Raw genomic sequence first — 22,606 nt, 5'->3', positions numbered from 1 at the left:
CAGTTAACGTTCTCTGAATCTACGGATTTTATGCTAGAGGAGTTGAATCCATATATTGCGGAGGGGAAAAAATTGAAGAAATCATTGAAGCAAATCATTGGTTCAGGGTTGACGGTTTCTCTACTATCTTTGAGCGTTTGCGGAGCCGCTTTTGCAGCAGACACCACTGCAGCAGACACTGCAGCATCTGCGCCTGCAGTTACACCTGCAGCACCATCCAAAAACTTGATCGTCCTGATCGGTGACGGTATGGGCCCAGCTGAAGTAACAGCAGCTCGCTATTATTCCAAAAAGTTTTTGAACAAGCCACACCTTGAGCTTGACGGCGGCTACTACGTCGGTAAAGCAACTACATATTCGGAGCCAAGCCCGTACACAACGGAGTCCGGTGCGGTTACAGACTCGGCAGCTGCCGGTACGGCGTTCTCCACAGGAAACAAAACATACAACAATGCGATCAGCGTATCGAATGGCGATGTCGCGAAGCCTTACGGTTCCGTCATTGAAGCTGCTATGCTGCAAGGCAAAGCAACTGGCGTCGTATCCACAGACAATATCACAGGTGCGACTCCTGCAGTTTGGGCTTCCCACGTGCGTCAACGCAGCAATCAAAACGCGATTGCTTCGCAATATTTGACTAGCGGTCTGGATGTTATCTTCGGCGGCGGTAAAATCAACTTCACAACCAAAGAAGAAAAAGGCAAGCGTACAGACAAAAACATCATTCCTGATTATGAAGCAGCTGGCTTCAAAACTGCATTCGACAAAAAAGGTTTGGATGCCATCCCTGCAACTGCCGGTAAAGCATTAGGTCTTTTCGCTGGCGCAGAGATCCCTTACGTGCTTGATCGCGATGACAATACACCAGGCTTGCCGCAAATGGCGCAAAAAGCATTGGACATTTTGTCCCAAAACAAAAACGGCTTCGTACTGATGGTTGAGCAAGGTCGTATCGATCACGCTGGCCACGCTAATGACCTTCCAGCTAACATTCAAGAGATGCTGGAACTGGATGCAACGTTCAAAACTTTGGTTGATTTTGCCAAAAAAGACGGCAACACTTCCGTTGTGGTAACAGCTGACCACGAAACTGGCGGTCTGACACTAGGGATCAACAATGTGTACGAGCTGAACGTAGACTTGTTTAACAAAGAAAAGCACTCTTACGAGTATTTGGACGGCATTTTGAAAAAGGCACAAACAGCTGACGATATCCGTAAAATCGTAGCGGATAACACTGGATTTACAGATTTGACTGACGAAGAAGTTGCCCTGATTATGAACGGCGACGGTTCCTCCTACGGCCGTGCTGGCGGCTACAATGCCGTCATCTCCAAGCGTCTCGCGATCGGTTGGACAGGACATGGTCATACCGGCGTTGACGTGGGCGTATGGGCATACGGTCCAATTGCTTCCCTGGTTAAAGGCGATGTAGATAACACAGATATCGCGAAAAGCGGAGCAAAAGTTATCGGTGCCGATCTGGCTGCTGCAACTAAACAACTGCAAGACAAATATATCTTCCCAATGTTCAAAGTGACGCGCGACAACCAAACATTGTTTACTGCGAAAGCTTTGGCTGAAGCTTTGGATATCAAAGTGACTTGGGATGAAGCAACGAAAACTGTAACGCTTGCCAAAGACAACAACACTGTGAGTGTTCTTGTTGAGACTGGTGCAGTAACAGTGAATGGCGCAGACAGCACATTGAAAGGCAACATTGACAACGGCAAACTGTACCTGCCGCTGGAAGCTTTCAACAAGCTGACTGGCAAAAACTTCACATGGGATTCCTTTAATGAGCGAATTGTGAAAAACTAAGCATTCGTACAGGCAGGGGACAGGGGATTGTATTCCCTGTCCTGTTTGTCTATATAGACATAATGGAGGTTCAGGCAGATATGATCCAATTAGAAGCAGTCAGCAAATCGTTTGCGATGCATGGCAAAACGCTGCCCATCCTGCAGATTCCTTCTTGGCGCGTCGAGAGCGGAGAACGGATCGCCTTGATCGGTCCGAGCGGGAGCGGCAAGAGCACCTTGCTGCATGTACTCTCCGGCGTCATTCAGCCGGATCTGGGCGAAGTATGGGTAGATGGCGAACCGCTGCATCAATACAAGGAAGCGAAGCGGGATCAGTACCGCGCGAAAAAGGTCGGCTATATATTTCAGGATTTTCACCTGATCTCCTCGCTGACCGCCAGACAGAACGTTGAGCTAATCGTTCCGTCCGCATGGTCAAAACGTCAAACGGCTGAGCAGCTGGACTACTGGTTCGAGCGCGTCGGTCTCCAAGACCGGATGCATCACCTGCCGGCGCAGCTCTCCCGCGGGCAGCAGCAGCGTGCTGCCATCGTGCGGGCGTTAATCGCCAAGCCGAAGCTGATCCTGGCTGATGAGCCGACAGGGAGCTTGGATTGGGAGACGGCACGAGACGTGATGTCGCTCTTGCTAGAGATCTGCGCAGCTGAGCAGTTGACTTTGCTTACGGTCACCCATGATCTTCACTTGGCAGATATGTACCCCGCTCGCATCCATATCCAGGATCTGAACGAAATCGTTAGGAGAGAAGCGGTATGAAGTTGATTTCCTTACTTTGGAATAATATCCTGCATCGCAAAACGCTTTCCTTGGTAACGGTGTTATCGGTTGCGATTACGGTTGCGCTCGTCGTCTTCCTGCTGCTGTGCAGCGCTGGTTTGGAGCAAGGCGCGGAGAAAGGATACGGGCCTTTCGAAGTGACGATCGGGGCCAAAGGAAGCGCATCGCAGCTGGCGTTGAACACGTATTATCATATCGGCGCGCCGACCGGCAACGTTCCGCTCTCGCTGCTTGATGAAGTGCGCAAAGATCCTCAGGTCAGCAGCGCCTTTGCGATGACGACGGGCGATAATTTGAACGGCTTCCCGATTGTGGGGATGGAGCCGGGGTATTTTCCGGTGCGCTACGGCAATGACACGCAGCTGGCGGAAGGCAAGCTTTACGGCAAGCTTGGCGAGGCGGTGCTTGGCTCTTACGCGGCGAGCGCGCTCGGTTTGCATGTCGGCGATAAGTTTCAAGGCGCACATGGGTTGGTAAAAGGGGCAGCCGACGAAGACGAGGGCGCAGGTGCGGACGGCGATCATGATGAGCATGAAGCGCATCACAGCTTCACGTATACGATCGTCGGCATTCTTCCGCCGCTTCACACTTCCGATGACCGGGCGATCTACACGACGCTGGATTATGCATGGGCGGTGCATGAGAGCCAATCCGGAGCGAACAAAGACGTGACAGCGATCTTGGTAAAGCCTAGTTCTCTGCTAGGCGCACAGTCCATTAAAACGAAGTACGGCCAAATCAGCAATGTGCAGGCGATCTATACGAGCAAGGCTGTCGCAGACGTGGTCAATGTTGTCGATAAAGGGACACAGGCGCTAAGCGTGGTGACCGGAGTTTGCGTTGTGCTCGCGGCAGGCACGATCCTCCTTTCCTTGATCGCCGCTGTCCAAGAGCGCAAACGGGACGTCGGCTTGCTGAGACTGATTGGCAAGTCCAAAGGGTTCATTTGGATGGCCTTGGTCGGTGAAGGCCTGTCGTTAACACTGATCGGCTTGATTCTCGGCCTGCTGATCGGGCACCTTGGCGGCTATCTGGGCCGTGAAGCCGTGTTCGAGTTTGCCGGACTGCAAATCCAGTCCTGGCAGCTGATGCCGGGCGAGTGGATGCTCGCGGTCTTTACGCTGTTGATCGGTGGCCTAGCCGCTGCAGGACCAGCCTTACAAGCGTATCGCGTCGATCCGCTGCAATTATTCAAATCTTGAGGTGACCGCGCTATGAATAAGAATAAAGCATTGTTCGTCATCGGCCTTCTGTCGCTCGTCATGATTGCCGCCGCCTGCGGGCAAAAGAAAGGCGAAGCGCCCGGGCAGTCGTTCGGGCAAGCCGCGGCGGCTGCGGCGGTCAGCCCGCAGGCGAGCGCGACACCGGCAGTGCAGGCCACGCCAACGGCGACGCCAGCGGCCACTGCGCCAGCTGTGCAGCCGGCGGTGGAGCCGAGCCAGGCAGCGCCTGCGCGGCCCGCGGCCAGCGCGAGCCCGCCGCCGGAGCTGAGCCCGGCAGCGTCTGGGCAGCCCGCAGCCAGCCCGGCGCCGAGCGTGAAGCCAGCGCCGAGCCCTGCGGCGGCGGCTGACGCCCCGCCAGCGGCTCAGCCAGCCGCAGCGACCACGCCGGCACAGCCGGTGGCCACAGCGCAGCCCAGCGCGAAGCCGGCCGCAGTGAAATTGACCAATGAAATCAATTGGTCGGAGTTTTTTGATAACGACAAGCAGGATCGGCCATCGGAGCATTTTTGGGATATGAGCGGCAAAACCGTACAAATCAAAGGGTTCATGGGCGAAGTGCTGTCCTTTGAGAAACACTGGTTTCTGCTCATACCGCAGCCTGGTGCGGAATGCCCGTTTGATAACGGCGATGAGACGTATTGGAACAAAATCATGATCGTTTTTGTACCGGACTCGGTTAAGCTTCGTTACACATCAGGTCCACTGTTGATTACCGGCAAGTTAGATGTCGGAATTAAGCTGGACGAATCAGGCTATAAGACGATGTTCCGCATGTATGACGCTTCCTTTGAAAAAATCAAAGAGTAACACTGGCATAATTTATAAGCCTCTTGGAACAATAAAACGTGTTTACCTACACATGTTCCAGGAGGTTTTTTTATATGACGAACAACAACAAACAGCAGGACAAACAATTGCCGATCGCCAAAAATGAAGACGTTGAATTTGCCGCGGAAGTGGCGGATGCAGATGATTATGAGGCAGCCGAGCGCGCGCAGGCGGCTGATTACAGACAGGAACATCAATAATGGCCGAGCGCAACATTTTAGCCTACTTCCATGCGCCTGAACAGGCCGAGGGAGCGGCCATGAAGCTGCGCGCACTGCGTGCCATTGATGTGTCGGTTGACCGCTTCGGCCGTTATGAAGGCACAGGCCTTCGGTCGGTGATGAATCCGTATGCCGGAGACTTCGGCAGTTTGGGCAGCTTAACGCAGGCCGCACATGTGTCCACGCCGGATGAGGGGATCCTCATCGCGGCGGACCCTGCGGCAAGCGGGATGAGTGACGGCGGCGGTGGCGGGGTGACCGGGCTTGATGTGATTTTGGCGGCAGTCGTGGACGAGTCGATCTATGAGCAAGCTCTCCGTGTCATTGACGGCGCGGGAGGGCAAGTATAATCTGCAATTGAAAGCATCTGTCTAACGTGCGCAGGCACAAGAAGACAGGTGCTTTTTCTTATTCGAAAAGCCGATTTTACTAGGGGAACTGAGTGTAGTACAATAGTCATTATGAATTCTGGGTTATACACCCAATTATTAGGAGGAGCCTCACCCATGCGTTGGCACGAAATTACCGTACATACGACTGAAGAAGCAATAGAAATGATCTCGAACTTTGTTCACGAACTCGGCGCCGGCGGCGTCTCCATTGAAGAGTCCGGAACGTTGAATAAGGAGCGCGACACCTCGTTCGGACAATGGTATGAACTGCCTTTGAACGATATTCCGGAAGGACGCGCGGTTATCAAAGGATATTTTTCACAAGATAACGATATGGACACGATCATGGCCAATTTGCAAGCCTCGATCGAACAGTTGAAAGAATTCGATATCGACACCGGCAATCCGACTTATGAACTGCGAGAGGTTGATGACGAAGATTGGGCAACGGCTTGGAAGCAATATTTTAAACCGATTCGCGTCTCCGAGCGGTTGACGATCAAACCGACTTGGGAAGAATATACACCATCCCCGGAAGAAATTATTTTGGAGCTGGATCCGGGCATGGCTTTCGGCACCGGCACACATGCGACAACAGCGCTTTGTCTGCGCACGCTGGAGAAAGTCGTTCAGCCAGGCGACGATGTGATCGATGTGGGCACCGGCTCGGGCATCCTGTCGATCGCAGCGGCCAAATTAGGCGCCAAGCATGTGCTGGCGGTTGATTTGGATCCTGTGGCTGTATCCAGTGCAACGGAGAATACCAAGCTGAACGAACTGGAGAACAGCATCACCGTCAAGCTGAGCGATCTGCTGGGCGTGCTCAAAGCAAGCGAAACCGAAGCGTCCAGCCAATTAGGCGTCACCATTCCGGTGAAAGTCGTGGTGGCGAACATTTTGGCGGAAATTATTTTGCTGTTCGTGAACGATGTGTACGACGTGCTGCAATCCGGCGGATACTATGTAGCTTCCGGAATCATCACGAGCAAAGAAGCTGATGTGGAAAAAGCACTGGTTGCAGCTAAATTTGAAATTGTAGAGAAAAACTACGATTCGGATTGGGTTGTGATCGTTGCTAGAAAGCCGTAGGTGATCCCTTCATGAATGGGCTGTTATTTAACGATTGGAGTACACTACCCTTTGTCGTTTTGGCCTTGGTGATCTCATTCACCATCCATGAATTTGCACATGCCTACACCGCCTATAAATTTGGAGATCCAACTGCTTATCAGCTCGGCCGGGTTTCGTTGAACCCGATGGTTCATCTTGATTTATTAGGTTCGATCATGATGTTGTTAGCGGGAATAGGTTGGGCCAAACCTGTTCCTGTTAACCGAGGGTATTTCAAAAATCCAAGGGTGATGACGATCGTCGTTACTGCAGCAGGACCGTTAAGTAACCTGGTTTTAGCTTTTCTTTCGTTGTTATTGTATGCCCTCATTCAACATTTCGGCTGGATGGACACTTTATCTAAAGGCAGTATTCTAGCCATTAATGTATTTTTTTCGAAAATGGTTATCATCAACTTGAGCTTGTTATTATTCAACTTAATCCCTATTCCGCCTTTGGATGGGTACCGGATTGTACAAGAACTTTTACCGCTTCAGCTGAATGTTCGTTTGCAGCGATTTGAGCAATGGGCTTTTATTATTATGTTATTGCTGCTTTACATTAGGCCGTTGCGTCAAATTACATTGGATCCTTACTTCAGTCTGATCAATAATATTTATCAATCGATGTTGATTCCGATCAGCTGGATACTGGGCTAGCCAGTGTCTGCCAGTAAGCTCTTGTAGATTTTCAAAGCCAAAACAGGTATGATGATGTGTGGATGTTTTCATAGAATCATACAAAACGTAAATGCGTAATTATGAAGATAGAGAGGCTTGACCTATGCAGCGTTATTTTTTACCGCCTGAGCAGTTTACATCAGCATCTGCCGTTGTCACCATTGAAGGCGACGATGCTCATCATTTGCAGCGCGTCATGCGCGCAGAAGTTGGCGAGCAGGTCATCTGCAGCAATGGGGTCGATCGCGAAGCGCTGGTCCGTATCACGCAACTGGAGAAAGGGTGCGTGATTGCGGAAGTCGTGGAGGAGCTGGCCATGACTGCGGAAGCCGCTGTTGAGGTTTGGGTGGCGCAGAGTTTGCCGAAAGGCGACAAGATGGAGACGGTCATTCAAAAGGGGACGGAGATCGGAGCAGCCCGGTTTCTCCCTTTTTTATCGGAGCGCACAGTCGTTCAATACGATGCCAAGAAAGAAGCGAAGCGTACCGAGCGCTGGCAGAAGATTGCCAAGGAAGCGGCGGAGCAGGCGCACCGCAATCGCGTCCCGCAGGTCGATGCCGTGTATACGTGGAAGCAGCTGCTTCAGCTGGCCAAGGAGGCCGATGCGGCCTGGATCTGCTACGAGAAGGAAGACGGACAGCAGCTTAGACCGGCCATACAGGCAGCCGCAGCAGCGGGCAAGCTTGGATCAGGCAAGCGAGTGCTGCTTGCTGTTGGGCCGGAAGGCGGCTTTACGGAGCAGGAAATCGAACAAGCGGAAGCTGCCGGATTTCGTTCCGTATCGCTTGGCGCACGCATTTTACGCACGGAGACTGCCGCTATGGTAGGGCTCACATGCCTTTTCTATGAAACCGGAGAGATGGGAGGATAAGCAAGATGGCAACAGTAGCGTTTCATACGTTAGGATGTAAAGTGAATTTTTATGACACAGAGGCCATTTGGCAGCTGTTTAAAAATGAGGGTTATGAGCAAGTTGACTTTGAGCAAACGGCTGATGTGTATGTCGTCAATACATGTACAGTTACCAATACAGGTGATAAAAAAAGCCGGCAAATGATCCGTCGGGCGATCCGCCGCAATCCGGAAGCGATCGTAGCCGTCACAGGCTGCTATGCGCAAACATCGCCTGCGGAACTTTTGGCGATCCCTGGTGTCGATATGGTCATCGGGACACAGGACCGGGAGAAGATTGTTCCACTCGTGAAACAACTGGAGCAAGACCGTCAGCCGATTAATGCGGTGCGCAACATTATGAAAACACGCCAATTCGAAGAGCTGGATGTGCCGGATTTTGCTGATCGCACAAGAGCATTCTTGAAAATCCAGGAAGGCTGCAACAACTTTTGCACGTTCTGCATTATTCCTTGGTCGCGCGGCTTGATGCGCAGCCGTGAACCGCAAAGCGTTATCGCGCAAGCGAAGCAGCTGGTAGCAGCGGGCTACCAGGAAATTGTCCTGACAGGTATTCATACCGGCGGTTATGGCGAGGATATTGAGGATTACAGCTTGGCTAAGCTGCTGTGGGACTTGGACAAAGTTGAAGGTTTGCAGCGCATTCGGATCAGCTCCATCGAAGCGAGCCAGATTACCGATGAAGTGATCGAAGTGCTGCAGAAGTCGGATAAAATGTGCCGCCATCTCCATATCCCGCTGCAAGCGGGGGACGATCGGGTGTTGGCGCGTATGCGCAGAAAATATACGACGGAAGAGTTCGCCCGCAAAATCGAACGTTTGCACGAAATCATGCCGGACGTGGCAATTACGACAGACGTTATCGTTGGGTTCCCAGGCGAAACGGAAGAAATGTTCCGCAACGGTTATGCGTTCATGGAGCGGATGCAATTCTCCGAAATGCACGTCTTCCCTTATTCCAAGCGGACAGGTACGCCTGCGGCGCGGATGGAAGATCAAATTGATGAGGAGATCAAAAATGCCCGCGTGCATGAGTTGATCGATTTGTCGGAAAAAATGCAGCTTGCCTACGCGCAAAAATTTGTCGGCCAAGTGCTTGAAGTGATCCCGGAAAGCGCCCACAAAGGTGCGCCGAATAGCGGCTTGTACATGGGGTATTCCGATAACTATTTGCAGCTCGTATTCGAAGGATCCGAGGACATGATCGGTCAGCTATGCCGTGTGAAGGTGACGGAAGCAGGCGTGAATGAGAGCAAAGGACAATTAGTCCGCGTGATGGAGCCTGCGCAAGCTGCGAATTTGTAACAACTAGCTGAGGATTTCACTTCCGCCCGCAGGTGGGGTGACATCCTCTTCTTCGTCGTGGGACGATGAATTTGGAGACCAGGGGGATTTCAAATGAAAGAACTTTCAGCAGGTGGGGTCGTATTTCGAAAGCAAGACGGCCAATTACAAGTGCAATTGATTCAGGATCGATACGGTAAAATTACGCTGGCCAAAGGCAAAATGGAGCCCGGCGAGACGGTTGAGCAAACAGCGCTTCGTGAAATTTTGGAAGAAACCGGAATTGTTGGCCGAATCGTCGATTCCATTGAAATCATTGCGTACCAGTACAATAATCCGACTCACGGCATCGTGGATAAAGAAGTGCATTATTATTTGGTAGAAGCCGCAAGCGGTACACTACAGGCACAGGTCGAGGAAATTCGCGGCGTCGAGTGGCTCGAACCGTTGGAAGCTTGGCGCCAGCAGCTTGAATCCGGCTATGATAACAACAATAGCGTATTGAGCAAAGGGCTGCGTAAGCTTGGCATTGAGGTATAAGCTGCAAGCTTAATTGCGGAATTCCAGGCGCTCCCATATTTTTAGATAGCAAAAGGGCAAAGCCAATAATGAGCTGACGACGTTGAAAACCGTTTGCGCGCGGGCAATTTGTTCCGAAGCTCCCCCCGCGAGCATGGATGAGATTTGGACGAGCTGGTGCATGAACGGGTAAAATAGGATCGCCCCTCCGACATTGAGCAGGATGTGCGACCAGGCGACATATTGACTGGCGCGTGTGCCGCCGATCCCGGCGATCAGTGCCGTCACACAGGTGCCGACATTGGCCCCGATGGTGATGGCGACGCCTAGCTCGACGGGAATGCCTTGGATGCTCGCGAGGCCCATGGCCATCGCGATAACGGCCGCGCTGCTGTGCACGAGCGCGGTCACTGCAGCGCCTGCGATGACGCCCCAGAGCAGGCTGACCTTCGCTTGGTTCACGAACCAAGCGAACAGCCCACGGGTCTGCAGCGCAGGCCCGATGGTCTGCATGATCTCGATGCCGAGCAGCACGAGAGCAAAGCCCGCCACAGCGAGCGAGCCGAAGCGCACGCTGCGCAGCCAGCCCCGACCGCCATCGGTGTGTGCGGATCGGCTTGCATCCGTCCCCTGCGCTTGCGGTGGCAGGGGCCCGGCCCACCAGCTCGCGAGCCATACAGCCGAGCTGGCAAGGAGCAGCGGCACGCCAAGATGACCGATGCTGAGTCCGATCAGCTCGGTCGTTAGGCACGTGCCGATATTCGCCCCGAGAATGACGCCGAGCGTTCTCGGGAACGTCAGCACGCCAGCGCCGACAAGGCCGATGGCGATCACCGTGATAGCGGTGCTGCTTTGGAGCACCGCTGTGAGCACCGTGCCGGTGGCGAGGCCGTGTACCGGCGTGCGGGTAAACCGCTCCAGCCACAGCTGGAGGCTGGCGCCGGCCCAGTGCTGAAGCGCGGTTTCCATCAGCTTCATGCCAAACAGAAATAAGGCTAAGCCTGTGAGTACAGGCAGTATAATCGTAGTCATCATGCGAAGCGCTTCTCCTTCGGAAACAGTCATTTTTTGTTATAAAGACATATATATGTGTACGTCGAGACAAGCATGACAAGCCGGGAAAGAGAAAGATCAGCTTCACGAAAAGGAAGGCAGCATACATATGGCAGCAGTTATTTTACATAAAAAAAGGAAACCTCGTTTGGAGCAAGGCCATCCTTGGGTGTACCGCAGTGAAATCGAAAGAGTCGACGGTGAGATCGAGCCCGGGGCGCTTGTTCCGGTTCACAACCATCTGGGCCAGTATTTGGGGACGGGCTATTACAATGAGTTGTCGCAAATTACAGTTCGAATCGTAGCCTACCAGCCGGTTGAAGCTTTAACGACGGACGTATTCGTTGAACGCTTCACCAAATGCTTGCAGCACCGCAAACGTTTCCTGGCGGACGCGGAGTCGTACAGGCTCGTCTATGGCGAAGCGGATTTTTTGCCGGGCTTAATTGTCGATAAATTCGCCGACATTCTCGTTGTTCAACTGCTCACTTTGGGCATGGACCGCTGCAGACAGCAAATCGTGGACGCCCTTGTGCAGGTCATGAACCCGGCGGGCATCTATGAGCGAAGCGATGTGCCCGTGCGCGAGCTGGAAGGCTTGCAGCAAACGAAGGGGCTCCTTTACGGCACATGTCCAAAGCATGTCGACATTCTGGAGAACGGTCTGCGCATCAAAGTGGATATCGAAGAAGGGCAAAAAACCGGCTATTTCTTCGACCAACGGGAAAACCGGGCGGCCATCGCGCCTTTAATGACAGGCTGGGGCCATCGCAGCGGAATCGCCCTGCAGCAAGTCGAGGAAGGCGGTATTAGCCAAACCTTACCGGTCAATGCTAACGGAAAAGTCGTCGCGTTCCCTTACTGGGATGGTGCCACTGTGCTGGAATGCTTTTCCCATACTGGAAGTTTTACACTCAATGCTTGCAAATATGGTGCCAAAAAAGTGACCTGTCTCGATATTTCCGAGCACGCGATCGAGAGCGCCCGCACAAATATCCAGTTGAACGGATTTGAAGATCGCGTCGAATTTGTTGTGGCCGATGCTTTTGATTACTTACGTCAACAAGTGAAGGGTTTGGATGAGCGTAAGCTTCGAGCCTCTGCGAACGTGGCGCAGGGTAAAGTCGATACGTCGAAGCCCGTAAGCGGCGGCCGCACCTGGGACGTCGTCATTTTGGATCCTCCGGCTTTCGCCAAAACCAAAAGTGCCGTCGAAGGCGCCTGCCGCGGCTACAAAGACATTAACCTGCACGGCATGAAGCTTGTTAACGAAGGCGGGTACTTGGTCACCGCCAGCTGCTCGTACCATATGCGTCCTGAGCTTTTCCTGGAGACCATCCACGCAGCGGCAACCGATGCAGGAAAAATTCTCCGTCTAGTCGACTTCCGCGGGGCAGGAATGGATCATCCCCGGATTTTGGGCGTTGACGAGGGGCATTACTTGAAATTTGCGATTTTTGAAGTCCGCAGCAAATAGTGTATTCAAAAGGTTAAGCAGACCCCGGGTCTGCTTAACCTTTTTTTTACGATACTGCTCCTATGCATACCCCTCCCATCTGTATCCACGTCTGTATCCTCTGACCACTATCCCCTTAGCTCAGAAAAAATAGTGTCCAATCGTTGCATACTGCACTCACGGCGCCTGAAGCCCTCAAGCTACGGCATGTTAGGTAGAGTAGCACTGAGAGCAGCCGTATCTATCACTATCCCTTTCTCTCAGAACAGGAGTTCAAACTGGACAGATGGGATAGTGGACAGAAGAGCGGAGTGGGGATTATATCACCGCGATCATCCGTATCTAATCACTATCCCCTTCGCTCAGGAAGAGGAATTCCATCTGAGTCAATGGGATAGTGAAGAGTGAGTCAGACGGGCGAGTGCTCTATAGAAATTTTTTTCAATCTGAGTCAATGGGATATTGGTCAGAAGAGCGGGGTGGGGAGTATATCACCGCGATCATCCGTATCTAATCACTATCCCCTTCGCTCAGGAAGAGGAATTCCATCTGAGTCAATGGGATTGTGAATAGTGAGTCAGGCTGGGGAGTGCTCTATAAGAATTTTTTTTCATTCTGAGTCAAAGGGATAGTGGACAGAAGAGCGGGGTGGGGATTATATCACTGCGATCATCCGTATCTAATCACTATCCCCTTCGCTCAGGAAGAGGAATTCCATCTGAGTCAATGGGATAGTGAAGAGAGAGTCAGACGAGCGAGTGCTCTATAGAAATTTTTTTCAATCTGAGTCAATGGGATATTGGTCAGAAGAGCGGGGTGGGGAGTATATCATCACCGCGATCATCCGTATCTAATCACTATCCCCTTCGCTCAGGAAGAGGAATTCCATCTGAGTCAATGGGATAGTGAAGAGTGAGTCAGACGGGCGAGTGCTCCATAGAAATTTTTTTCAATCTGAGTCAAAGGGATAGTGGTCAGAAGAGCGGGTTAGGGAGTGTATCACCGCGATCGTCCGTATCTAATCACTATCCCTTTCGCTCAGGAAGAGGAATTTCAACTGAGTCAATGGGATAGTGAAGAGAGAGTCAGACGGGCGAGTGTTCCATAAGAATTTTTATTCAATCTGAGTCAATGGGATAGTGGTCAGAAGAGCGTGTTGGGGAGTGTATCACCGCGATCATCCGTATCTAATCACTATCCCCTTCGCTCAGGAAGAGGAATTCCATCTGAGTCAATGGGATAGTGAAGTGAGAGTCAGACGAGCGAGTGCTCTATAGAAATTTTTTTTCAATCTGAGCCAAGAGGATAGTAATTAGAAAGACGGGGTAGGCATATACACCTCGAGCAGCCCTAGGAGCAGGGTGTACGAACGGAAACGCGGACAGATAAGAATATATCATGTTGATAAAATTTTCTGATTGATAAAATTTTTGAATACACTTTTATTTATCGGTATGCCAAAAAACTCGAATTGGCTCCATTTGTAAGCGATGTGTAAGATGAAGGAAATGATCAAAAAACTTTTTAACATGAAGGGGAGGCGTCACGATGGCATCTGTAACGGGTTTGGAAGGAATTGTCGCTGCGGAGACGGAGTTGTCTATGGTGGATGGGGAAAAGGGGCTTTTGATTTATCGCGGTTACGAGGCTAAGCGGTTGGCTTTGGAATTGAGTTATGAGGAAGCTGCCTATTTATTGTGGTACGGTCAGTTGCCTACGGAGGAGCAGTTGGTTGACTTTTGTGTTAAATGGTCAGGTTTGCGTGCTTTGCCGGCTGAAGTTAAAGCGGTGATCGATTTGCTTCCGCAAGAATTCGAGATGATGAGTGTGCTGCGGACAGCGATCTCAGCTGCAGAAGAAACGAATCGGGGGACGTGGTCACCTTCGTTGGAAGGAGCTTTGCGCTACACGGCACTGGTGCCGTCGATCATTGCCTATCGCTACAGGCGTTCTGCTGGGCTAGAGCCGGTTGAGCCCAATCCGCAATTGGGCCATGTGGCCAATTATTTGTTCATGTTAACCGGTGAGGTGCCGCTGCCTGCGCATGTGAAAGCTTTGACTGCTTATTTCATACTAGCGATGGAGCATGGGATGAATGCGTCTACTTTTGCCGGACGAGTCGTGCTTTCGACGCAGTCGGATATGGCTTCAGCGCTGTGCGCAGCGATCGGTGCGATGAAAGGCCCGCTGCATGGGGGCGCGCCATCGGAAGTTGTCCATATGCTGGATGCCATCGCGACCAAAGAAAGAGCGGAAGGCTGGCTGCGGCAGCGTTTGGATGAAGGACAACGCTTAATGGGCTTCGGACATCGCGTCTATAAAACGTTTGATCCCCGGGCGGAAGCGCTGCGGGAGATGATCATCCGGCTATCGGCCGATGATGCATGGTTTGAGCTTGCGGTGTACGTGGAGTCGTTAGCTACTCGCCTATTGGATGAATACAAACCTGGCAGGAAGCTTTATACGAATGTGGAGTTTTATGCGGCGGCTGTTTTGCGGGCGGTAAATATGCCATCGGCACTTTTTACCCCGACGTTTACAGTGAGCCGGATGGTAGGATGGACGGCGCATTTGCTGGAGCAAGCCGGATGCAATCGGATTTTCAGGCCGCAGTCGATTTATATTGGTGCCATGCCGGAAACGGCAGAAGTTTAGGTGTAAAAGGCTCTTTCGTCGAGGAATGGACGGAGGGCCTTTTTTATCGTTGCGTGAATGTGGAGCACCATCATCTGCCACACCTCTTTTCTAGTAAAAGTATGATAGAATAAGAGGATGACTACATAGAATGAAGGAGGACCTGCATGACGATTCGATTCATATTAGGCAGAGCCGGCAGCGGAAAAAGCATGCGCTGTATGGAGGAAATGAAACAGCGTTTGGCGGCTGAGCCAGAAGGAGCTCCGCTTATTCTGCTGGTTCCGGAGCAAGCGACGTTTCAGGCAGAACATGCGATCGTATCCGACCCGCAGATCAGCGGGATGATTCGGGCGCAGGTGCTCAGCTTCCACCGTTTAGCTTGGCGCGTGATGCAGGAAGAAGGCGGGACGGCCCGCCTCCCCATTGATGAAACAGGCAAAAAACTGCTCCTGACGAGCATTTTACATAAACATAAGGATCAGCTCCGCATATTTGGCCATTCTGCCGAGCAAATGGGCTTTATCGATCGGTTGAACCAGCTTTTCACAGAGTTCAAACGTTATTGCTTATCGGCTGAGCAATTGGATGAACACGATGCCAAACGCGTCGCGTCGCTTGGTGAAAGCGGCCTGCTGCGTGAGAAAATGCACGATATCCGGCTCATTTACCGCGAGTTTGAAAATGTGCTGGCCCGGCAGTATTTGGACGGCGAGGATTATTTGACACTGCTGGCGGAGCAGATTCCGAAATCGGCTTATTTGCGCTCAGCCTCGATCTGGATTGATGGCTTTCACGGTTTTACGCCGCAGGAGTTTGCCGTGCTTGCCGGCCTTTTTGCCACGTGCAAAGACGTCACGATCACGCTTTGCCTGAATCGGGCGCTCGAAGCTGTGGATGTGCCGGACGAGCTGGACTTGTTTCACCCGACGGCGAAGACGATGGTGCGCTTGCAGGAGATGGTTTGGCAGCTTGGTCTTGCGCCAGCTGAGGTGGTGCAATTGGCTTCCGGGGAGGCGCAGCGTTTTCATGCCAGTCCGGCTTTAGCTTATCTCGAACGTATGTTCGAGAGGCGAATTGGCGGCAGCGCGAAACCTTACGAGCCTGCTGCAGGCGAGAAGCTCAGCGACCAAGTGGTCGTTCAAGAAGCCGTCCACCGCCGGGCAGAGGTCGAGGGCGCTGTGCGGGACATGCTGCAACTAGTGCGCGAGCATGGTGTTCGCTGGCGCGACATCGCGATCATGGTTCGCAATATGGAAGGCTATCAGGATCTGCTGAAGGCGGTTCTGACCGACTATGATATCCCTCACTTTTTTGACCAAAAACGCACGGTGCTTCATCACCCGCTGGTAGAGTTTATTCGCTCTGCGCTGGAGGTTGTGCAGCACAATTGGCATTATGATGCTGTGTTTCGCTGTGTGAAAACCGATCTGCTCCTGCCGGCAACGACCGCAGCCGATCGGCATTTAATGGATAAGCTGGAAAATTACGTGCTAGCGTTCGGGATTCAAGGATATAGATGGACGGACGGCAAGCCTTGGGCGTATAAATTCCGGGCGAATTTGGAGCAGGCCGAAGAGCAGCTGCAAGAGCATTCGGAGGCGCTTGAACAGCTCAATGTGGCCAAAGCGTGGATTGTCAGACCTTTGCAAGCTTTTGGGCAGCGGCTGCAGAAGGCCGGCACAGTCAAAAATCAGGTCGAAGCGCTGTACGAGCTGCTTATGGATGTACAGGCGCCGGAACAGCTGGAGCTGTGGAGCCAAACGGCCCTGCAGGAAGGGAAGCCGGAAAAAGCCCGCGAGCACGGGCAAATGTGGAATAACGTGATGGATATGCTGGATCAGTTAGTGGAGACGATGGGCGAGGACCGTTTATCTCTGGAGTTGTTCACCGGCCTGATCGAAACCGGGATGGAAAGCATGAAGCTCGGGCTTGTGCCGCCTTCCATGGATCAGCTGCTGATCGGAAGCATGGATCGGACGCGTTCCAGCGGCATTCGTTACGCCTACATTTTAGGGGTTAATGACGGAGTTATACCTGCGCAAATGGATGAAAAAGGCGTACTAACCGAGGCTGAGCGGGAGGTGCTCACCGATTCCGGACTGCCGATGGCTGATGGCAGCAGACGGAAACTGCTGGACGAGCAGTTTATCGTCTACACTTCGTTGACCGTTCCTGGCAAAAGATTGTGGCTCAGCTACCCGCTCGCTGACGAAGAAGGCAAATCGTTGCTTCCGTCGGAGCTGATTAAGCAGATTCGCCATTTGTTCCCGGGCACGGGACAAACACTGCTGCTGGCTGAGCCTGCAAATGATTCGCCGGAGGCGGAACAATCGGTCTATATCGCACATCCGAGCCAAGCGATTTCTTATTTGGCTGTACGGATGAAACATTGGATGCTTGGCGGGCGCATGGCTGATCTGTGGTGGGAGACCTATAACTGGTATGCGGAGCAGCCGGATTGGCGCATGAAGCTCCAAGCCGTGGCAAGCGCGCTGCAGTATACGAATAAAGAGTCCGCCCTCAGTCAAGGGACAAGCAAGCGTCTGTATGGACAGCATTTACGAGCAAGTGTATCGCGGATGGAAAAATATGTAGCTTGTCCATTCTCGCATTTCCTCTCGCATGGTTTAAAACTGCAGGAGCGGCGGGTGTATCGCCTGGACGCTCCAGATATCGGACAGTTGTTCCACGCGGCTTTGAACCAATTTGTGCAAAAGCTGCAGCAGGATCAACTGGACTGGGGCGCGCTCTCGGCTGAAGCCTGTATGGAGCGGTCTGCCCAGGTCGTTGATGAGCTGGCGCCGCGATTGCAGGGCGAAATCCTGCTTAGCTCCAGCCGCTACGCCTACATTGCGCGGAAGCTGAAACAAGTGGTGGGCCGGGCGGCTATCGTGTTGGGCGAGCATGCCAAACGCGGCCAATTCCATCCGCTTGGGTTGGAAATCGACTTCGGTCCAGGTAAAGAACTGCCGCCGCTCCGTTTTGAGCTGGACAATGGCTGTACGATGGAAATTATCGGCCGGATCGACCGTGTGGACCGCGCGGATGGCGAGCAAGGTGTCCTGCTGCGGGTCATTGATTATAAATCGAGTCAAACTTCCTTGCAGCTTTCTGAAGTGTATTACGGCTTATCGCTGCAAATGCTTACGTACTTGGACGTCATAATTACGCATGCCGAACAATGGCTGGGTATTCCGGCCAAACCGGCAGGCGTTCTCTACTTCCACGTTCACAATCCGATGCTCCAGCAAAAAAATGCGATGGATCCGGCTGAAGTGGATAAGGAGCTGCGCAAACGGTACAAAATGAAAGGCCTCATAACCGCTGACGCCGATGTTGCTGGGCTTATGGACGAGCAGCTGACGCATGCTGCCGGACATTCGCAACTCATTCCCGTTGCCCTCAAAAAAGACGGGACATTCTATTCGAGCTCGTCCGTTGCTACGGAAGAGCAATGGGACACGCTGCGCAAATATGTGCGCAAACAGGTCAAACAAATCGGCACAGGCATTACGGACGGCCATGTGGATATCGCGCCTTACAGGCTCGGCAAGAAGTCCGCTTGTCTGCATTGCTCCTACCGCTCCGTTTGTCAATTCGATCCGTTATTTGAAGGCAACGAGCCGCAAGTGTGGAAACAGCGCGGCAAGGAGCAGATTTGGGCGGAGATGGAGCAGGAAACAGCAAGATGACGATGGGTGAAAGGAGCGTATACAAGTGAATCAATGGACTCAGCAACAGCCAAAGCCGGCTGGCAGCACGTGGACGGATGACCAGTGGGATGCGATTACGCTCGGCGGTCAAAATATGCTGGTCGCCGCTGCCGCCGGCTCCGGGAAAACCGCGGTGCTGGTCGAGCGGATCATCCGCCGCATATCGAATGAATGGGAGCCGATCGATGTGGACCGTCTGCTTGTCGCGACGTTCACGAAAGCGGCGGCTTCGGAGATGAAGCACCGGATCCGCGAAGCGCTGGAAAAGGAGCTGACCAAGCAGCCGAATTCGCAGCACTTGCGCAAGCAGCTGGCCCTCATGGGGCGGGCGTCGATCACGACGCTCCATTCCTTCTGTCTGGAAGTCGTGCAGCGCTACTTCAGCCTCATTCGGCTGGACCCCGGCTTCCGCATCGCCAACGAAACGGAAGCCGAGCTGCTGCGCCAGGATCTGCTGGGCGAGATGCTGGAGCAATATTACGCCGCGAGCGGAGAGGACAGCGCCTTCTGGCGGCTGGTCGATTCGTTCAGCGGCGAGCGCAACGACGACGCCATCATGCAGCTGGTACAGAAGCTGTATGATGTGTCGCGCAGCCATCCGTGGCCGGAGTACTGGCTCAGGACGACGGCCGCGATGTTCGGACCGCCGGCGGCACCAGCTCAAGCGGAGCCAGAAATCGCCGACCCTGCGGCGGCGCTGCCGCTCGTTGCCGCGGCATCAGCCGCCGCGGACGTATCCATCTGGGAGCGGAGTTTGATCCGCGACCTGTCCCTGGAGCTGGAAGGCGCGGCCGACCTGCTGCGCCAAGCGCAGATGATCGGTGAGCAGCCGGGCGGTCCTGCGCCGTATTTGGACAATTTGCGCGAGGACTTGCTGCTCGTGAACAATTTGCTGGAGACAACCACATACCCATGGTCCGTATTGTATCAAGGCTTTCAGACGGTGGAATTCGGCAAGCTGAAAGCATGTAAAGGCGACGATTACGATAAATCGCTGCAAGAAGAAGTAAAAGATCTGCGCAATCGGGCCAAAGATCAGATCAACAAGCTGAAGGAAGAGCTGTTCGGCCGCACGCCAGAGCAGTTTGGGCAAGAGGTTGCCGAGCTTGCGCCTGTTCTTCACCAACTGGTGGACTTGGTGCTTGATTTTGGCCAGCGTTATCAGCAGGCGAAGGCGGCGAAAGGGTTAATCGATTTTGCCGATCTGGAGCACTATTGTCTGCAAATTCTTTGCGCACCCGGTTCTATGCCGGATGAGCTCTATCCATCTGAAGCGGCACTTGCGTACCGCAACCAATTTGCCGAAGTGCTGCTGGATGAGTATCAGGATACGAACCGCGTCCAGGAAGCGATTGTTTCCTTGATTTCCCAGCCTAAGCCTGGCAATCGGTTTATGGTCGGTGACGTGAAGCAGAGTATATATAAATTCCGTTTGGCAGAGCCCGAGTTGTTTCTGGAAAAATATAAAGCTTATCGTTCCAAAAGTGAACAAGCGGAAGCCGGCGTGTCCGCAGACGGGGGACGTATCGATTTGGCCCGTAACTTCCGCAGCCGTATCCAAGTGGTGCATGCCGTGAACTTTTTGTTCAAGCAAATGATGAACGAAGCTGTGGGTGAAATCGAGTACGATGAACGCGCGGAACTCGTCTATGGGGCGGGCTACCCGCCGCCGGCATCGGATTGCGCGGTGGAGATGCTAATCGTGGATCGCGCCGTGGACGCAGCTGAGCGCAGCGAAGCCTACGACGGGGAGTCGGACGATCAGGACGGCAGCGACTCGGAAGCAGCAGGCGATGAGCGCAGCATCGAACCGGAGCTGGACACGCTGGAGCTGGAGAATGTGCAGCTGGAAGCGCGCACGATCGCGCGGCATATTCGCGAGCTGCTCGGTGACGGCGGGAAGCGGGAGCCGTTCCAGGCTTTTGACAAAAGGACCGGGGGCACGCGCCCGGCGACGTACCGTGACATTGTCATTTTGCTGCGGGCGACGCAGCAATGGGCGCCAGTCATCATTGAGGAGCTAAAGCAGCAGGGCATTCCTGCATATGCCGATTTGAGTACGGGGTATTTTTCCGCAACTGAAGTTGAAGTCATGCTTTCGCTCCTAAAAATTATTGATAACCCGTATCAGGACGTGCCGCTAGCCGCTGTACTGCGCTCGCCGGTCGTTCAGTTGACCGCTGAAGAAATGGCTAGAGTCCGAGTGACGGATAAGTCGGTTCCTTTTTACGAATCATTATTGCGCTTTGCAGGTGGAACTGACGCAGAGAACGAGGCGGAGCAATCGGATGAAACATTATCGCTGCAGACGAGGCTGGAAAACTTCCTCAAGATGCTGGAACAGTGGCGCAGCGAGGCCAGACAAGGCTCTTTGGCCGATCTGATCTGGAACATTTACCGCCAGACCGGTTATTACGACTTTGCCGGCGGATTGCCCGGGGGCTTGCAGCGACAGGCGAACTTAAGAGCTTTGTATGATCGGGCAAGGCAATATGAAAGCACGTCATTGCGTGGACTGTTCCGCTTCTTGCGCTTCATCGAACGGATGAAAGATAGCGGGGGAGACCTCGGAACGGCGCGTGCGCTTGGCGAGCAGGAAGACGTCGTGCGCATTATGTCCATCCATAAAAGTAAAGGGTTGGAGTTCCCAGTCGTGTTTGTTGCGGGTATGGCAAAAATGTTCAATCAGCGCGATCTGAACGACGCCTTCTTGCTGCACAAGGAGCTGGGCTTCGGACCGCGTTTTGTGGATACGACCTTGCGTGTAAGCTACCCGACCTTGCCCTCCCTGGCGATAAAAAGAAGGATGAAGCTGGAGCTGCTCGCCGAAGAGATGCGCGTGCTTTACGTGGCGCTGACGCGGTCCAGAGAGAAGCTGTACCTGCTTGGCACGGTCAAATCGCTCGACAAACAGCTGCGTGCCTGGGGACGGCATCTCACGAGAGCGGATTGGTATTTGCCGGATTTTGAATTGGCCAAGGCGAAGAGCTACCTCGATTGGGTCGGGCCTGCCTTGCTCCGCCATCCGGACGCTGCTTCGTGGCGGGAGCGCATCGGTATCAGTGAGGCTGCAGCGGATGTGCGCTTGCTTCAAGATCCGTCAGAATGGAAGCTGACGGTCATTACGCCGGAAAGCTTGCAGCTGGAGCAGCAAATGGAAGATACGGTCGCTCTGCCGGATGAAGAGCGCCTTGCGGCGATTCGCACTGTTCAGCCGGTGGCGACAACAGGAGGCTGGGGCGGTTGGCTGGACGAGCGGTTGTCATGGACGTATGCGTATACGGATGCGCCGAAGCTGTTTGCCAAGACGACCGTCTCTGAAATGAAACGGTTGTCGGAGCTGAACCGGATTGCGGCTGACGGAGAGCAGCCGACCGAGCCGCTGAAGATGAGATCTGCGGTCTGGCGCAGACCGCGGTTTATGGAAGAGAAGAAGCTGACTGCAGCTGAAAAAGGCACCGTTGTTCACGCCGTCATGCAAAATATTTCATTAAGCGAAGCGCCTACAGAAGCAAGTATTCGGCAGACGCTGGAAGCTATGCTGCAGAAGCAGACGCTGACGTTGCAGCAAAGTGAAATCGTGGATATTCCGGTGATTTTGAACTTTTTCCAGACGGATGTCGGGCAAAGAATGATCAAAGCTCCCAAGCTGCAGCGTGAGGTGCCTTTCAGCTATGGATTAGCTGCGGATGACGTTTACGCAGATGCCGAGCATGCCACATCCGGTGAGACGGTGCTGATTCAAGGCGTCATCGATTGTTTGTTCGAGGACGAGCAAGGGCTCGTTTTGCTGGATTATAAAACAGATGCGGTGAAAGGCAGCAGCGACGCAGAGCTCCGGGCGCGGTATGAAACACAAATCAACCTGTATACCCGGGCTGTTGAACAGATTTGGAAGCGGCCTGTGAGCGGGAAGTTTTTGTACTTTTTCGATGGGGCAAGATTGTTGGAGCTTGGCAAATAGATAAAATTGAGATG

General features: G+C 53.1%; 16 protein-coding genes. 15 read left to right on the top strand and 1 reads right to left on the bottom strand.

What is annotated here, in order from left to right; all coding sequences use genetic code 11:
• Nucleotides 1–72: 72 nt before the first annotated feature.
• The 11 genes from O9139_RS30810 (at nucleotide 73) to O9139_RS30760 (ending at nucleotide 9,790) form a co-directional block, all read left to right on the top strand.
• Complete coding sequence (locus O9139_RS30810; protein WP_270885565.1) at nucleotides 73–1,821, top strand: alkaline phosphatase; 1,749 nt, start codon at nucleotides 73–75, stop codon at nucleotides 1,819–1,821.
• An 80-nt stretch (nucleotides 1,822–1,901) separates the two neighbouring features.
• Entirely contained in the window at nucleotides 1,902–2,579 is a 678-nt protein-coding gene (locus O9139_RS30805; RefSeq protein ID WP_270885564.1) for an ABC transporter ATP-binding protein, read from the top strand.
• A complete protein-coding gene (locus O9139_RS30800) occupies nucleotides 2,576–3,802 on the top strand; it encodes an ABC transporter permease (protein WP_270885563.1) in 1,227 nt (408 codons plus the stop codon). The genes O9139_RS30805 and O9139_RS30800 overlap by 4 nt, the downstream gene beginning before the upstream one ends.
• Before the next feature lie 12 nt (nucleotides 3,803–3,814).
• A complete protein-coding gene (locus O9139_RS30795; RefSeq protein WP_270885562.1) occupies nucleotides 3,815–4,630 on the top strand; it encodes a hypothetical protein in 816 nt (271 codons plus the stop codon).
• 74 nt (nucleotides 4,631–4,704) lie between these two features.
• A complete protein-coding gene (locus O9139_RS30790; RefSeq protein WP_270885561.1) occupies nucleotides 4,705–4,851 on the top strand; it encodes a YfhD family protein in 147 nt (48 codons plus the stop codon).
• Nucleotides 4,851–5,222, top strand: coding sequence for a hypothetical protein (locus tag O9139_RS30785; RefSeq protein ID WP_270885560.1), 372 nt, complete (start codon nucleotides 4,851–4,853; stop codon nucleotides 5,220–5,222). The genes O9139_RS30790 and O9139_RS30785 overlap by 1 nt, the downstream gene beginning before the upstream one ends.
• A 156-nt stretch (nucleotides 5,223–5,378) precedes the next feature.
• Nucleotides 5,379–6,353, top strand: coding sequence for a 50S ribosomal protein L11 methyltransferase (prmA, locus tag O9139_RS30780; RefSeq protein WP_270885559.1), 975 nt, complete (start codon nucleotides 5,379–5,381; stop codon nucleotides 6,351–6,353).
• A gap of 11 nt (nucleotides 6,354–6,364) precedes the next feature.
• Nucleotides 6,365–7,033 carry a site-2 protease family protein gene (locus O9139_RS30775; RefSeq protein WP_270885558.1) on the top strand — a complete coding sequence of 223 codons (669 nt, stop codon included), beginning with the start codon at nucleotides 6,365–6,367 and terminating at the stop codon, nucleotides 7,031–7,033.
• A 124-nt stretch (nucleotides 7,034–7,157) separates the two neighbouring features.
• On the top strand, nucleotides 7,158–7,925 hold the full coding sequence (locus O9139_RS30770) for a 16S rRNA (uracil(1498)-N(3))-methyltransferase (protein WP_270885557.1): 768 nt from the start codon (nucleotides 7,158–7,160) through the stop codon (nucleotides 7,923–7,925).
• 5 nt (nucleotides 7,926–7,930) lie between these two features.
• Nucleotides 7,931–9,271 (top strand): tRNA (N(6)-L-threonylcarbamoyladenosine(37)-C(2))-methylthiotransferase MtaB, encoded by a 1,341-nt coding sequence (gene mtaB, locus O9139_RS30765; protein ID WP_270885556.1) that lies wholly within the window; start codon nucleotides 7,931–7,933, stop codon nucleotides 9,269–9,271.
• Between the two features lie 93 nt (nucleotides 9,272–9,364).
• Nucleotides 9,365–9,790, top strand: a complete 426-nt coding sequence (locus O9139_RS30760) for an NUDIX hydrolase (RefSeq protein ID WP_270885555.1) — start codon at nucleotides 9,365–9,367, stop codon at nucleotides 9,788–9,790.
• Nucleotides 9,791–9,799: 9 nt separating this feature from the next.
• Here the strand turns inward: O9139_RS30760 and O9139_RS30755 are convergent, their stop codons facing one another.
• A complete protein-coding gene (locus tag O9139_RS30755; RefSeq protein WP_270885554.1) occupies nucleotides 9,800–10,804 on the bottom strand; it encodes a Na/Pi cotransporter family protein in 1,005 nt (334 codons plus the stop codon).
• 127 nt (nucleotides 10,805–10,931) lie between these two features.
• Here O9139_RS30755 and O9139_RS30750 point away from each other — a divergent pair, with 127 nt between their 5' ends.
• The 4 genes from O9139_RS30750 to addA all read left to right on the top strand — a co-directional run bounded on the left by O9139_RS30750 (nucleotide 10,932) and on the right by addA (nucleotide 22,592).
• Nucleotides 10,932–12,299 (top strand): class I SAM-dependent rRNA methyltransferase, encoded by a 1,368-nt coding sequence (locus tag O9139_RS30750; protein WP_270885553.1) that lies wholly within the window; start codon nucleotides 10,932–10,934, stop codon nucleotides 12,297–12,299.
• 1,527 nt (nucleotides 12,300–13,826) lie between these two features.
• On the top strand, nucleotides 13,827–14,933 hold the full coding sequence (locus tag O9139_RS30745; protein WP_270885552.1) for a citrate synthase/methylcitrate synthase: 1,107 nt from the start codon (nucleotides 13,827–13,829) through the stop codon (nucleotides 14,931–14,933).
• A 146-nt stretch (nucleotides 14,934–15,079) separates the two neighbouring features.
• The gene (gene addB, locus O9139_RS30740; RefSeq protein WP_270885551.1) at nucleotides 15,080–18,607 is read left to right on the top strand and encodes a helicase-exonuclease AddAB subunit AddB; all 3,528 of its coding nucleotides are present in this window, start codon (nucleotides 15,080–15,082) and stop codon (nucleotides 18,605–18,607) included.
• A 25-nt stretch (nucleotides 18,608–18,632) separates the two neighbouring features.
• On the top strand, nucleotides 18,633–22,592 hold the full coding sequence (addA, locus tag O9139_RS30735; RefSeq protein ID WP_270885550.1) for a helicase-exonuclease AddAB subunit AddA: 3,960 nt from the start codon (nucleotides 18,633–18,635) through the stop codon (nucleotides 22,590–22,592).
• The last annotated feature ends 14 nt before the right edge of the window (nucleotides 22,593–22,606 follow it).

It is taken from the genome of Paenibacillus aestuarii (assembly GCF_027789125.1).
Lineage (GTDB): Bacteria > Bacillota > Bacilli > Paenibacillales > NBRC-103111 > Paenibacillus_E > Paenibacillus_E aestuarii.
The sequence above is the reverse complement of the archived record's forward strand: the minus strand, read 5'-3'. Positions and strand labels throughout refer to the sequence as shown.

Excerpts from the sequence above, each read along its gene's own strand:
- O9139_RS30805 (WP_270885564.1), top strand. The coding sequence starts at position 1,902 with ATGATCCAATTAGAAGCAGTCAGCAAATCGTTTGCGATGCATGGCAAA.
- O9139_RS30800 (WP_270885563.1), top strand. The coding sequence starts at position 2,576 with ATGAAGTTGATTTCCTTACTTTGGAATAATATCCTGCATCGCAAAACG.
- O9139_RS30795 (WP_270885562.1), top strand. The coding sequence starts at position 3,815 with ATGAATAAGAATAAAGCATTGTTCGTCATCGGCCTTCTGTCGCTCGTC.
- O9139_RS30790 (WP_270885561.1), top strand. The coding sequence starts at position 4,705 with ATGACGAACAACAACAAACAGCAGGACAAACAATTGCCGATCGCCAAA.
- O9139_RS30785 (WP_270885560.1), top strand. The coding sequence starts at position 4,851 with ATGGCCGAGCGCAACATTTTAGCCTACTTCCATGCGCCTGAACAGGCC.
- prmA (WP_270885559.1), top strand. The coding sequence starts at position 5,379 with ATGCGTTGGCACGAAATTACCGTACATACGACTGAAGAAGCAATAGAA.
- O9139_RS30775 (WP_270885558.1), top strand. The coding sequence starts at position 6,365 with ATGAATGGGCTGTTATTTAACGATTGGAGTACACTACCCTTTGTCGTT.
- O9139_RS30770 (WP_270885557.1), top strand. The coding sequence starts at position 7,158 with ATGCAGCGTTATTTTTTACCGCCTGAGCAGTTTACATCAGCATCTGCC.
- mtaB (WP_270885556.1), top strand. The coding sequence starts at position 7,931 with ATGGCAACAGTAGCGTTTCATACGTTAGGATGTAAAGTGAATTTTTAT.
- O9139_RS30760 (WP_270885555.1), top strand. The coding sequence starts at position 9,365 with ATGAAAGAACTTTCAGCAGGTGGGGTCGTATTTCGAAAGCAAGACGGC.
- O9139_RS30755 (WP_270885554.1), bottom strand. The coding sequence starts at position 10,804 with ATGATGACTACGATTATACTGCCTGTACTCACAGGCTTAGCCTTATTT.
- O9139_RS30750 (WP_270885553.1), top strand. The coding sequence starts at position 10,932 with ATGGCAGCAGTTATTTTACATAAAAAAAGGAAACCTCGTTTGGAGCAA.
- O9139_RS30745 (WP_270885552.1), top strand. The coding sequence starts at position 13,827 with ATGGCATCTGTAACGGGTTTGGAAGGAATTGTCGCTGCGGAGACGGAG.
- addB (WP_270885551.1), top strand. The coding sequence starts at position 15,080 with ATGACGATTCGATTCATATTAGGCAGAGCCGGCAGCGGAAAAAGCATG.